This window comes from Bowdeniella nasicola (assembly GCF_001907295.1).
Taxonomy (GTDB): Bacteria; Actinomycetota; Actinomycetes; order Actinomycetales; family Actinomycetaceae; genus Bowdeniella; species Bowdeniella nasicola.
The window spans coordinates 1-12,620 of record NZ_MQVR01000074.1 but is presented as its reverse complement, the minus strand read 5'-3'; the positions used below and the strand labels follow the sequence as shown (position 1 = coordinate 12,620).

The following is a 12,620-nucleotide window of genomic DNA, read 5'->3' as shown; positions in this document are numbered from 1 at the left end:
CACGACCATGACCGATACCGACACGCCCGCACTAGCAAGCTAAAACCCCAAACGAGAGGAAAACGCCGTTACACCACTACAAGGGACTTGACCTGTGGTGGGGGACGGTTCGCCAGATCACCGGCTGTGAATCGGTGGTGTGGGTGAGGATGACGGTGAGGTGGGTGATCGCCAGCAACACTACGGGCGGAACCGCGGCGATCGCTGCCGCCAGCAGGGCCGGGACGTCGGCGTCGGCGGCGACGATGGCGTGCAGGGCGTTCGCGGTGACCGAGACGACGGCACCGCCGATCAACAGAGCCCAGGGGTACCAAGCGGCCTTCTGGCCCGCGAGTGCGACGACGGCGACGGTGGCGACCACGATGATGCCGTCGACGATCAAGGGCCACGCCCACGCCTGACCTGCCCCGATGCCCGAACGGGCCGCGAGATCAGCCAGAGAGGTGAAGGACAGCCAGAACGCCCCGATCGCGATAAACACCGTCCCCGCGACCGCCGTCCACACCGCCCACCGCCGCGCACTCACGCCAGCCCCCACCCCGCGCCCACCGGCACCCGCACCGGCGATGCTGCCGCTGGTTCGGTGGGCCTGGGTGCTGTGGACGTGGTGGGGTGGGTGGTGCGGTAGGCCGACCGCACGGTGGCGGCGATCTCCCGCGGACCCAACCCCGCCTCGGAGGCAGCCGCACCGAGTGCTTCCACTGCGGTGGCGGGTGCGATGTCGTGTTCCGCGGCCCGGCAGGCCGCCCAGAACAACCCCCGATTCCGCTCGCCCTCACCCAAACCAGCCACCCACGCCGCCAGCCGCGACACCACCACCCCAGCCTCGCTCGGAGCCATGCCCCGGTGAGTCGTGCGCGGTCGCGGAGAGGGGCGGGGGTCGAGGAACTCCCGGAGCGCGTCACTGTCGATCCCGGACGCCGCCCCTTGCCGGACCGTCGCCAACCGATACGACCCGGCAGCGGTGTGTGAGGGTGGGATGACGATGTAGCCGCCATCCCCGCGGAAATCCACACCTGCCCGGGCAGCCTGCCACGACCGCTGCACCACATCCGGCGTGGCCGGGTAGTAGCCATGCCGGCCACCCGAGGGGGAGACCACCGTGAACACCGGCACACCTGCCCGCCCCGCATCGAGGGCGCGGCGCATGCTCTCCCGGCCATCCACGTGCTCGCGGACATCAACATCCACGACCACGACACCGGAGACCGCCCCGGTCGGCAGTCCCAGGTTCGCCTCCGGCCATCGCGTCCACCAGTGCTCGATCTGGGCGAGGTCGGTGGTGGCGTCGTGGAACCCGCGCGGCGTCAACGGTCGCTTTTGCCCAGGCACGCACGGAAACACCGGCACACCCGCCGATGCAAGATCACTCGCCACCCGCCCCAGCGACCGATCCGAGCCAGGAGCGAGAAGGCTGGCGAGGTGGTAGAGGTTCGGGCTCATCGTGCCACCGCCTCCCGCCCCGACACCACCCGCCCCGCCGACTCCGACACCGCCGGTGCAGCAGGCCCCTGCCGCGTCGCGGGTTCGCGAGTGGGGATGTCGCGTTCCAAACCGGGCGGGGTGCCGTTGCCGACCTGGGTGGTGTCGAGCTGCTCCAGAATCCCCAGCGCGGTTTTGCGGACCCGTTCCCCGGTGGTCTTGACCACCTCGACCGGGTCCTGGCCCTCCACCCGGGCCGCCCACGTCGACACGTACGGGACGGTGTAGCCGGAGGTGTCCATGCCATGCGCGGCACCCACCATCAACGCGACCGATTCGGCCTCCACCTCACCAATCCCGCGATGCTGCCGCGCCTCACTGGCGTCCGGGCCATGCAACAGGACGTGGCCGAGTTCGTGAGCCAGGGTCTTCACCTGCGCTGCCGGGTCCATATCCTCACGCACCGACACCACCCGGTTCGTGTAGTCGGTCAGCCCATTCGCCCCGAAAATCTCCGACGCATCCGCAACCAGTCGCAACTCGAACCCGGCCGTGTCGACTTGTGTAGCGAGGCCCTCCCACAACCCGGCAGGAGCCTGCCCCTCCAACAACCGCGGAGCCGGCGGCTCAGGAATCGGCTCACCGGTGGTCTGGGAGGCGTCCCAGACGTAGGCGGGGCGGACGCCGACCATCTTCGTGCGCACCGTCTCACCCGCACGCGGCTTCTCACCCTTACCCAGCCGCCGCCACGACTCAGCATCCTGCGGGGTCGCTGAGGCGAACCGTCCCGTCACCGGCGCCAGAATCTGATACCCCGGCTGCCCCTTCGACACCTGACGGCCCAACTGCTGCCACTGCCTATAGCCCGCCACATGCGACGGCACCGGGTCCGGCACCAGACCCAGCCCGTAAGCCTCCCGATGCTGGGTCAAGATCAGAATCGTGTTCGCGAACGACCGCGCCCTAAACCGGGCCGCGAACGCCAACGCCCGGGCCCAATCCTCACCCGAGACCAGCTGCTCGACCGCACCAGTCAGCCGCTCATGCAGCGCATCAAGCTTCGCCTCCCGCGCCGCCCGAGCATCCTTGCCCGAGGTTGCCATGCCGGTCTCCTTCCGCGAACCTGCCCACCGGGTCGAAGAACCGACCCGGTGACCATCAGGTACGCCGGAACCACCAGCACTAGAAGACGGACAACAAGGAACCCCTACACTGACCGCCAGGAACCCAACGAACCCGACGTGTCATACCCGGCCTAGCAGGTGCGCTGAGATCAGGCCATGCGTTGCTTCCGAAGATGAGCAGAATCGTTACAAGGAAGCGGCGTTTGGAATCATCAACACTGAAGCGATCTCGACTTCTTGGCCACAGCGCGGGCACTTGGCGTACCCGTCAGTGAGGGGTGTGACGGGCCGAGCGCGTTGCTGAGACTGGTCACGGTACTCAGTAGGAAGGAGGCCAGTGATGCGTCGAAATTGTCGCGCAGCATTGCCTCGGCTGCGCCATCCCACTTCGTGCATCAGTTCACCGACAGGACGTCGGCTGCGCGCGAGCAGTGTCGCGAGCTGGACGCAGCGAACCCGCGTCAGGTACTTCATCGGGCTGATCCCGTACCGTCGCGCGAAAACTCTACCCAACTGAGACGGCGAAATGTGCACCTCTCTTGCCAGTGACTCCAGAGTCCATTGCACTTCCGGCCGGTCGTTGAGTAGTGATGCAGCAATCTCAGCAGGGTCAGGCTCCGCCACTTGACGTAGAGACCCCATGCGGTTGCGACTCATGGGAGCCTCCGAAGACCCATCCGCGTGGAGGTCGAGTGCTTAGCGCGACAGGGCTCGATCACTGCGCAAGAGGAGGGCGATGCCCATGAACCCGACAAGGCATGCAGCCGCTGCGAGCGCCAGCGAAACCTGGTACCCCTCAGTCCCACAGGAGGGTTCACGGGCCATGAACGCCGCGTAGACGCGGCCTAGCAACGCGGCTCATGGTCCTGCGAGGTGCAGGCCGCGTAACCGACTGAGCGCTGCGTGTAGTTCGTGTTGTCGTGGTCTTGTCAGGTGTCCCGGGTGTCCGTTGAATGGCGACACCCAATCGAGGCTCTCTGCATCAACCCGTTCCTGTACTGCTAGCACCAGCTCTTCGATGGAGTTCTGACCGTCGGCGAGGCCTGCGATACGGTCGAGTGCCCATGCAATGGCTTGAGTCTGTGCTGGATCGACGAGCTGGGCCATAGCGCTGAGGTCGATCGTCTCGCCTGCAAATTGGATTGTCGCGCCTCTCACTTTCGCCGGCCTCTGATTTCTCGATCGCGTAAGAGAGCTCGGATCTGGGACTCGAGCAGTCCGTTCGTAGGTGAACGCCCGGGAGCCATCATTCGGTTCAGCGTCTTGGTGGTCTGAGATGAGCTTGCGAGCTTCCTTCGTGACGTTGCGCGCGATGTAGTGGTCGAGTGCGATAACCTGATCTGCGACATCGAAAAACGCTCCAGACCCTCCCGCCACAAGGATCGTTGACACGCCTAGTTCGGTAAATAGCGGTCGGACACGGGCGACGAAGGGCGTGATGGGCTCCCGGCTGGCTGGGATTAGAGCGCGCATGCGTTCGTCTCGGATCATGAAGTTTGTCGCTGATGTGTCCTCATCGATCAGCAACGCAGACGCACCGGCATCGATGGCCTCGACCAGGTTTGTGGCTTGGGAGGTCGAACCGCTGGCGTTAGACGTGCTGAACGACCGCGTATCGATGCCAGAGGGCAGGTTCGTGATGAAGGGCGAGATGTCGACGCCGGTGACGGCTCGGCCGTCCTCGGCTCTGATGCTGACTGCATCGGCACGGGTGATGACCCACTCCCGGCCGTCGCCGGCGATGTGCGGATAGACCCCGCGTTCGATGGCATGGAGAAGAGTCGATTTGCCGTGGTAGCCACCACCGACAATGACAGTGACGCCTTCGGGCACACCCATCCCTGTCACGGTCTGTCCACTGGGCAGTTGAAACTCGACCTGCATGCTATCGGGGCTGGTGAACGGTATAGCATCCGTACCGGACAACGGGAGATCTGAGTCTCCAGAACGACGAGGCAAGATCGCGCCGTCGCCGACGAAGGCCACAAGATTCTGGCCAGCAAGTTGGGAACGCAGCCATTCCTGATCGCGGTGGAGGATCACATGCTCTCGCAGCACGCGCTCGTTGAGATTCGCGCACACGAGTGAAGCATTGGCGATCCTCGGCAAGAGGGAGCCCAGGAGTTTGGAGGCCTCGCGGCCACGGACTCTGCGCCCGGATGCAGGGAGGCCAACATCGATACGCGCCTCGATGCGGTCAGGGGCGATGACGACGCTGGTGCGTTCAAGGACTTCCTGGCCAGGGTGGCCGATGCTGACTAGCCCGCTGTTGCCTGTACCGGAGGGTTCTGGCAACAAGCGGTGGGCGACGTCCAAGAACTGACGGGTGAGGAAGTCAGCGACCGCGCGTCGTCCTATCGCATCGTTGGTCAGATCGGCAGGCAGTCCAGCAGTTTGGGGGCCCAGGATAATCCGCATTCGTGACGGTGGGGCGTAGGGGTCGACCTGGACCTGGTCGATGGCCAGGCGAAAGGTGCCGAACTGGTAGGTGCCGGCGAGTTGTTTGTACGAGGCGTACCCTCGCCCATCGATCTGGGCGAGGGTACGCTCGAGGGCCGTACGATCACGCATGGCTGTCCTCGTAGGCGGTGACGTTCTGGCGCCCGGGCAGCTTGGTGAGGGCTATGCCGCCGAGCACAGCGAGCACGACGGCGGCAATCACCATGGCCGTGGTGAAACCGGTTTGCTGGACACCGAATCCGGTCAGCAGCGGTCCGATCGCCAGGCCTGCCGCGTATGCGAGGTTGTAGAGCGCGAACGATCCGCCGAGCGTGGGCGGGTTCGACCGAAATCCTTGCTCGCTGATGAGCGTGGTGGCGGGGGCGAGCAACATTGCCGACGACAGGCCCAGGAGGCCCATTCCGATCGCGATCTGCCAGATGCTGGTTGACCAGCCGAGAACGAGCAGTGCGGCCACCACGGCGACGATGCCGATGCCGATAAGCACCCGAGGCGGTGCCGAGGCGACGAACCTGCCCACGATCGGGTTGGCAATGATGCTCACGAGCGCGGCGACACCGAACAGGACGCCGATGATGGTGCTCGTCGCCTGTGCTCCCAGGTGCCCGGGAAGCACGGGTTGCACTGCAGCGAGGACCGCCGCGCCGATCGTGATCGCAGCCACGATGGCCGCCGAGCCCGATACACGAAGCACGGTGAAGGGCCCTGCTGTGTCGTCGGTCTGCCGAGGCGATCCCGGAATCAGTGCCACCAGCAGGACGAGATTGACGATGGCGACGAATGTGGCTAGCAGGAACGGCGAAGCGGGTCCGAACGCGTCGACGAGGAAGCCAGACAGTGGCGGGCCGACGAGCACCCCCAGAGTCACGGTGGACATGGCGATGCCCATCATCTGGCCTCGCTTGTCGAACCCTGTCGTTGCGGCGATAAGCGACAGTGCCGCGACCCATGCGACGCCGCCGGCGATTCCCTGGACGAAGCGAGCGACCAGGAGGAGCCAGTACGGCCCTCCTGTGGCGAACAGGAGGGTCGCGATCGCCAAGACGATCAGCCCGATCACGAGTGGACCCTTTGGACCGCGGCGGTCGACGAGGTGTCCGGCGAAGAGCGTGGCAATGACCATTGCCACGGCGTAGGACGCGAAGAGGATGCCGGTTGCGGCTGCTCCTTGCTCGACAACCGCAGGCAGTAGCGGCAGCACGGGGATGGCGAGTCCTTGGAGCAGCATGTCGGTGAAGAGAATGCCGCCGGCCACGGTGGTGGCGCGCGCCGGAGTCGCACCGGATACGCGAGAGGTGACGTTGGTGGTCATAGCGAAGTGTGTGTCCTTAGGAGTCGAGTAACCCCCTCACCAGCGCTGTGAGTGCGGTGTCGAGTTCGTCGGGTTGCGGTATGTCTTGTGGGCGAGTCACCGCAGTCACGGTGAACCCTTGGAGGAGCACGAGTACGAGGCTGGCGATCTCTCTCCTCCCTGGGCGAGCAGTGTCGCGCTCGGGCATGGATATGAGACCTTCGATGCGCTCGTGCCATTCGTCGAGGGCGCTGTTGCGTTCGGAATGCTCAAGAGCTTGTGGCGCAACGAGAACAGTCGTTGATGCCAGGGCGCGAAATCTCTCATCGCGGGTGAGCAAGCGAGTGAAGTCAGCTAGTAGAGCCTTCAGCGCTTCGTGAGCCGACGTGCCTACTGAGTCGTTGTTCTGGGAGAACAAGCGCTGCCCGTAGTCGGACCAGCCCCATTCGAGCGCCTCGATGAGCAGGGTTTGCTTGTCGCGGAAATGGTGGTTCAGCGCGCCTCGTGTGACGCCTGCGCACTCTGCGACGTGCTCGAATGTTGCCCCCCGCCACCCCTTCTCCTCGAAGGCCCTTAGTGCTGCGTCTAGCAGCGCGACGCGGGTCTTGGCCGCGTCCTCGGCAGTACGTCTCATACATACAAGTTAGCACGTATCCAAGTAGGGGGTCAATGGCGCCGTACCCTGTGGGTCGAGGACTCTTCGGTTGCAGGTTCTTGTCGGTGTTCATGTGTTCTGCCTCGGCTCGGGGCTCGGAGTCACGACCGCGCTGGTAAGGCGTGCTGCCATCGTGGGCGCATGCTCGGGGTTGGGGATGTCGGCCGGTCTCCAGATGGCGGCGGCGGTCAGACCCAGGATGAGTGTGATGATGAGCCGAGATGCCAGTTCTGCTGGTATCGGTCCCGGTGGCTGGGCTTCGGCCAGTGCAGCAGTGATCGCGTTGCGCCAGTGATCGATGGCGTGGCTCTGTGCGGCACTGGGGCCCAGTGCCGCCGGAGCGATGAGGACAGTGTTTGCAGCGAGTGCTTTGAAGCGTTCGTCTTCATCCAGGAGGGTGATGTATTCGGCGATGAAGTCGCGGAGCCGTTGTGTCGCGGAGCTGGTCCGTTCGAGGTGGGCGAGGAGTCTTTCGCTGTAGGCGAGCCAACCGAATACGAGGGCGTCTTGCAGCAAGTCGGTCTTGCTTTTGAAGTGGTGGTGGACCGCGCCCCGAGTCAATCCCGCAGTGGAGGCGACCTGCTCGTACGTCGCCTCCTGCCCATCCGTCCCTAGCGAACGCGTCCAGTGCCGCGAGCATGATTCGTTCGCGGGTTGCCTGGGTCTTTTCTTCGGTATGTCGTACCCTCTTCTCCCAATGCTCGTCGATGCCAGGGCGTCTGGCTAGATTTGCAAGAACTCGCGGACCTGGGCCCAGATCGCGGTCTGGGCCAGGCCGTTGATGCGGGCCGACGTGTCGACATCATTGGCAGGTACCCCAGCGGCGAACATCGCGTGACCGCGACCCGGCACGATGTGGTGTTCGACTTGTGCACCTGCTCCGGACTGCTGCATCGCCTGGACGATCTCGGCACCCATGCGTGACGCCGGCCAAAGTGTGTCGCTCTCCTGTGAAATCAAGAGAGTGCGCGCTTTGATGAGCTCAACAGGCAGTCGTGCAGGTGTGTCGGATGGAGCTTCCTCGACGGCTTTGTCGTGGAACTTCTGTAGCAGTGTTTTGTCCAGCGTCTCGTAGAATTCTTCGTCGGCGTCGAAGTGCAGGAACGGTAGCGGCTCTCCGTGGAAGCTCCAAGACGAGCGTGCCGGCGGCGTCCCGTTTTCGCGCACAGATTCCCAAGCGTAGAGGGTGGGTGACAGTGCGATGAGTTCGTCGACGCTCGGATCATGGCTTGCCCACGCGAGCGCGAACTCGGCACCTTTGGACATGCCGATCACACTGGTCCAGTTCGGGTCAATCCCTGGCTTAGCATGCAGGCGTCGAACGGCTTCTTGTGCGTACTCAAGTGGGATGCGGTCGATGCCTGTTGGTAGTCCGTACTCTGCTCGCCAGTCGAAGTAGGGCAATGCCAGCGCCGGTCGTCCATGTGAGGCGATGAGTGCTGCAATCTGGTTGCACCAGTCGAATCCTCCCCATGCGCCTGGAATGACGACGACAGCTCGGTTGTCGTGTCCTTGGGTGGGTTGGTAGAGGTTCGCCGTGGTCGTTCTGGTGCGCCATTCATGGCGGATCACGTCTCTGCCGGTGAAAGCTCGTACGAACTCGGTCGCTGCGAGGAGGTCTCCGGTTGCGGGATCGCGTACGTCGATCAGGATGGTGAGGGGGTGCAGCGTGAACGAGATCTGGTTTGTCCATCGAGCAGGTTCCTCGGGCGTGAGCTGATGGACGAGCCCGTGAGGGTCGTAGCCGAGGCCATCGTCGACCTGGGAGGCCTGGGTGAGGTCGAGGCGGCCTGAGGCATCAGCGTGCACGTCGAGCGTGCGGGACCATCGCCGTTGCTCGTGATCGATTGTCGAGACCTCCACGGACAGGGTCTGGTGTGGCGAGGCTTCGTGGAGGACCGCGGTGATGGGCTCGTCGACAAGGCCGTGAGGAACGTGTGGGGCGAAGTGCACCATGACAGTGATTTCCTTTAGCTTCTAGATGCGTTTCAGGACGAGGTAGGAGGCGGCAGTTGCCGTCACGACGGCGGCTAGGCTGCCGGTGATGGTGAATACGAGCCCGTGCAGCAGACCCATGAGGGTGCCTTGAAGTACGGCGAACAGCCAGTGAAACCGCGGTACCCACGGGGAGACGGCGAGGGCAATGCCGATGGCGACGCTGACCCCGATACCCAGCAGTTGGTGGGTGGGAGTCAGGGCAGTCTGGATTGCGCGCAGGAGAAGTTCTTGCCCGGTGATGAGTACGAGGGCAAGGATCGTGCCGAGTTCACCCCGCCGCAGGCGGTGCTGAGCCACAGCGAGTGGGAGTGCAGCCCCCTGGTAGGCGGCCCAGATCCATCCGGCAGTCTTTCTGGGGAGCTGCCCGTCTTGGTAACGAGGTGAGGCGGAGATCCTGCGACCTATCCACAGATATCCGTTGAGGAGGACTGTCGCCTCTGTGAGTCCCAGGCAGAGGCCGTTGAGGACAGCCTCGGGGGTGGAGATCGTCGAGCGCGGCCACCCTGCTGCAGCCAACAGGATGAGCGCTCCGGTCAAGCCCAGGCCCGCTGCTGCGTATGTGCGCCCTGCTTCTCGGAGGAGCCGGGGACCGGAAACGTCTTGCTCGCTCATCCGGCCCTCTGTTGTGCTTGAACTGCCCGCATCCAGTGCCGGGTTTGTGCCCACGAGAAGGCGTTGAGCGCCAGATGGCCAACGACAGCAGAGAGCAGCGAGCCCGCGAGCAGAGTGGTCCCGGCCAGGACCGAGGCGTAGGCGGTCTTGAGAACGATCTGGTGAGCACCGTAGGCGTCGTGCGATAGCCCGAAGAGCATCGCGGACACTGCCAAGAGTCCGATGGACGCCGCCGGTGTTTCGACGCTGAGTGCCACGAAGCCGACGATTCCGCGATACAGGATTTCCTCGACGATCGCGACGAGGCAGAGCTCCGGCAACGCCCAGGGTCGGGCGATGGCGATCTTCTGGGGAGTGGCCCAGTGGCGGTAGATGCGGGCGATTCCGTCGGCATCGGCGACAGACGGATCGGTGTGCAGTCGGGCGTCGATGTCCGTCGCTTCCGTCGCTCGTTGAGTCTTCGGGCGGACGTATCGGGCGAGAGACCATTCTGTCAGGACGAAGAGCGCCCCGAGACCCAGGCCGATGAGCACGTGGATGCCCACCTGTGTGATCTTGTCAGGCGCCGGGCTGATCGTGGCTCCGGTGACGATGGCTCCGACGGCGATGGGCGTCATCGTGACAATGAAGATGACGCCGGGCCGTACCCGCAGGCCCCGGCTGACACACCACGCGAGGATGTGCGCGCTCAGTGGTCGTCCTGCCAGAGCAAGGGCTGTCAGAGCAATCACATCTGCCCACCGGCCTATGCGTAGGGGTGCGGAAGCATGGCATCAGCGACCGCGCCATATGCCTGGAAACGCGGGTGGTTCAGTGGCGGGGCGCTCGGCAGGCACAGGCTCATCGTGTCTGGTGACCAGACCCGGGGTACGTAGAAGCCGAGCCTGCGCGCTTCTGGCGTCGTGCAGTCGGCGAACACAAGCTCTGCGCCAAGGCGCTTGTAGCCGGCGATGACCGCGTCGATCTCAGAGCGCACGTCCGATGCTCCATCAGCAGGCAGATCGCTGGCGTCGACAAACTGGTCTTTGGGGAACTTTCGATCGAGGACCGCGGCGCCGTCTGGTCGCGCGTAGTGGGCGACATTGGCGTCGAGGTCGAACATCTGCGTCGTGTCAGTGGTGCGCGCGCCCACGGCACCGTCGACAAGCTCGGGAGATATCCGCAGCATTTTCGACAGCTGGACTCCCGCTGCTGACTCGAGAAACGCCTTGTAGAGGGAGTCTTCGAGACTTGAGGCGATGCCGAGCCCGAGGTTGTGCCCCCGTCCCGACCCAGGGCGGCCGCGCATCACGCACGCAGTGACGTGAACGTTGAAGCCGGGCAGTTCGAGATAATGGAAGGTGGGCGTGACCTGCGAGCCAGCGAGGTGCCGGTCAAGCAGGGCCTTGAGCGCCGTGGTGCGACGACCGAAACGCACTTGTGGAGCAATACGGTCGGTGTACCAGTGACCCATCGCGGCATCGCCGTGGATCAACTCGTAGAGCGCCGACCGGACGGCGAGTTCGGGTGAGGTGTGGGCTGCGCTCCCGGTCGTGACAGCCGAGTTCAGCCACGGCTCGCCCTCCCGTTTGCGGAGCTGGTATCCAATGTAGAGCAACTGCGCTGGCGCCCACCTTGTCTCGCCGGTGATGAGCGAACGAGTGGGGGTCCACGTGATCGGGGAATCCGATTCGAGCGGCGAGTATGCGAACGTGTCCTGTGCATACTGTTCGTCGCGGAACGGGCGCGCAAAAGGGCCGACAAGGGCGGACCTGCCTGCCTCGGTCATCGAGGCCTGCGTCTCGAAGACGCTTTCATAGTCGGCTGTGAGGGGTCTGACGACCTGGGCGTAGCGTTCGACGGTCTCGCCAACACTGCGGATCAGGGCTTCCTCGGTGTAGATGCCGCATCCACCGATGTGATAGGTCAGACCGCTCTTGCGTCCAAGGAGGTGTTCAACGCCGGTTAGCTGTGCGCCGGAGACAATGATGCGTGGTTCGTCGCGACCGCGCATCATGAAGCCCAGGGTGCGGCTGAGCCCGGTCAGCGGGCTGATGATCCGTCGGGCCAGCCGGTCGAAGTCGGGATTGAGGCGAGGGTGATGGTCCGTTGAGGACAGGCGCATGCTCGGTGAGGGTGTCATTCTGCGATCTCCTCCAGCGTCCGTGTCCCGAAGTACAGCTCGAAGTCATCGCGTTCTGCCACCGGCATGCCGACGGTGCTGTCGGGCAGGGGCAGGATCTCGTGAACAGCGAACTCGGAGGTCGGGGCGAAGAATGAGTAGGCGTGTGACAGGGTTCCTGCTGTGCCTGTGGTCACCCACGACACGGCTTCCGGCAGGAGGTGGGCGGCGAGGAGCTGGGCGAGCACCGGCTGCACTTCGAACGCCTTGTCCTGGTTGACGCGGCCTTGCGCGAGGGCCTTCTTATAGGACTGGTACGAGGCGCTTTCACGCAGGTTCATCAGCATGCGCGTCTCATAGGCATCCCAGGAAGGGGTGCGCTTCGACACGGTAGTCGGGCCCACGAGAACGAACGGGCCGTCGACCACACCGTAGAGCCACGGCACCCCGAGATGGTCCATGACACGGTCCACGATTCGGGTCTTCACCGGATCGGCCACTGCCTCGGCATAGATGACAAAGCTCCCGCGCAACTCCTCGAACCGTTGTATTTGGCGATAGAACTCCAGACCGTCCTCCAGCCACGCTGAGTCAGCGTGAGTCAGTGATGCCAGGGGATGGTCCTCATCGGCGAGTGCGATCTCCAGGTCGGGCACTGTCTGTGCCAAGCCCGTCTGCAGAGGGCCGGTAACCTCGGCCGGGCCCACGATGACCACGGGTTCGAGACATTCACGAAGAGAGGAACGTCGACCTTGGACCAGGTCGACGTACTGGTCGAGATAGTTGTCGGCCTCAGCGGAGACGATCTCCTTCTCTTCGAGATATTCTACTACCGCTCGGATGTCTTCGTTTGTTTGTCCCGTGCTCTTTGCGAAGTTGAGTCCCTCATAGTGGTGTAGCGGGGTGGTCGTGCTGGACAGCAGGGCGGTCACCGCGTGATCCTCGAGTTCATCTTCT

General features: G+C 64.2%; 13 protein-coding genes and 1 pseudogene. All 14 read right to left on the bottom strand.

All coding sequences use genetic code 11. The annotated features are described in order from the left end of the window. Nucleotides 1-76: 76 nt before the first annotated feature. Nucleotides 77-526, bottom strand: coding sequence for a DUF2637 domain-containing protein (locus BSZ39_RS10535; protein ID WP_245792497.1), 450 nt, complete (start codon nucleotides 524-526; stop codon nucleotides 77-79). Beyond that, nucleotides 523-1,443 carry a bifunctional DNA primase/polymerase gene (locus BSZ39_RS10530; protein WP_073717291.1) on the bottom strand — a complete coding sequence of 307 codons (921 nt, stop codon included), beginning with the start codon at nucleotides 1,441-1,443 and terminating at the stop codon, nucleotides 523-525. The genes BSZ39_RS10535 and BSZ39_RS10530 overlap by 4 nt, the downstream gene beginning before the upstream one ends. Next, entirely contained in the window at nucleotides 1,440-2,525 is a 1,086-nt protein-coding gene (locus BSZ39_RS10525) for an ArdC-like ssDNA-binding domain-containing protein (RefSeq protein WP_073717290.1), read from the bottom strand. The genes BSZ39_RS10530 and BSZ39_RS10525 overlap by 4 nt, the downstream gene beginning before the upstream one ends. 207 nt (nucleotides 2,526-2,732) lie before the next feature. Next, nucleotides 2,733-3,188 (bottom strand): helix-turn-helix domain-containing protein, encoded by a 456-nt coding sequence (locus BSZ39_RS15110; RefSeq protein WP_366127971.1) that lies wholly within the window; start codon nucleotides 3,186-3,188, stop codon nucleotides 2,733-2,735. A gap of 216 nt (nucleotides 3,189-3,404) precedes the next feature. Further along, nucleotides 3,405-5,117, bottom strand: coding sequence for an ABC-ATPase domain-containing protein (locus tag BSZ39_RS10515; RefSeq protein ID WP_073717288.1), 1,713 nt, complete (start codon nucleotides 5,115-5,117; stop codon nucleotides 3,405-3,407). Continuing rightward, on the bottom strand, nucleotides 5,110-6,318 hold the full coding sequence (locus tag BSZ39_RS10510) for an MFS transporter (protein ID WP_073717287.1): 1,209 nt from the start codon (nucleotides 6,316-6,318) through the stop codon (nucleotides 5,110-5,112). Before BSZ39_RS10510 ends, BSZ39_RS10515 begins: the two co-directional genes overlap by 8 nt. 16 nt (nucleotides 6,319-6,334) lie before the next feature. Next, nucleotides 6,335-6,931 carry a TetR/AcrR family transcriptional regulator gene (locus BSZ39_RS10505; protein WP_073717286.1) on the bottom strand — a complete coding sequence of 199 codons (597 nt, stop codon included), beginning with the start codon at nucleotides 6,929-6,931 and terminating at the stop codon, nucleotides 6,335-6,337. A gap of 90 nt (nucleotides 6,932-7,021) precedes the next feature. After that, nucleotides 7,022-7,468: a hypothetical protein gene (locus BSZ39_RS10500; protein WP_230975936.1), complete on the bottom strand. Its 447-nt coding sequence runs from the start codon at nucleotides 7,466-7,468 to the stop codon at nucleotides 7,022-7,024. Continuing rightward, nucleotides 7,469-7,630 (bottom strand): annotated as a pseudogene (locus BSZ39_RS15105) (TetR family transcriptional regulator); the annotation flags it as partial. 45 nt (nucleotides 7,631-7,675) lie between these two features. Further along, nucleotides 7,676-8,908 (bottom strand): acyl-CoA thioester hydrolase/BAAT C-terminal domain-containing protein, encoded by a 1,233-nt coding sequence (locus tag BSZ39_RS10495; protein WP_073717284.1) that lies wholly within the window; start codon nucleotides 8,906-8,908, stop codon nucleotides 7,676-7,678. A gap of 21 nt (nucleotides 8,909-8,929) precedes the next feature. Then, on the bottom strand, nucleotides 8,930-9,247 hold the full coding sequence (locus BSZ39_RS13600; protein WP_102237441.1) for a hypothetical protein: 318 nt from the start codon (nucleotides 9,245-9,247) through the stop codon (nucleotides 8,930-8,932). Between the two features lie 311 nt (nucleotides 9,248-9,558). Next, the gene (locus tag BSZ39_RS10485) at nucleotides 9,559-10,293 is read right to left on the bottom strand and encodes a CPBP family intramembrane glutamic endopeptidase (RefSeq protein WP_106506940.1); all 735 of its coding nucleotides are present in this window, start codon (nucleotides 10,291-10,293) and stop codon (nucleotides 9,559-9,561) included. A gap of 14 nt (nucleotides 10,294-10,307) precedes the next feature. Continuing rightward, nucleotides 10,308-11,684 carry a YcaO-like family protein gene (locus BSZ39_RS10480; RefSeq protein ID WP_083603250.1) on the bottom strand — a complete coding sequence of 459 codons (1,377 nt, stop codon included), beginning with the start codon at nucleotides 11,682-11,684 and terminating at the stop codon, nucleotides 10,308-10,310. Next, nucleotides 11,681-12,620: hypothetical protein (locus BSZ39_RS10475; protein WP_073717280.1), on the bottom strand; the 940-nt coding region annotated here is incomplete at its 5' end. The genes BSZ39_RS10480 and BSZ39_RS10475, both read right to left, overlap by 4 nt.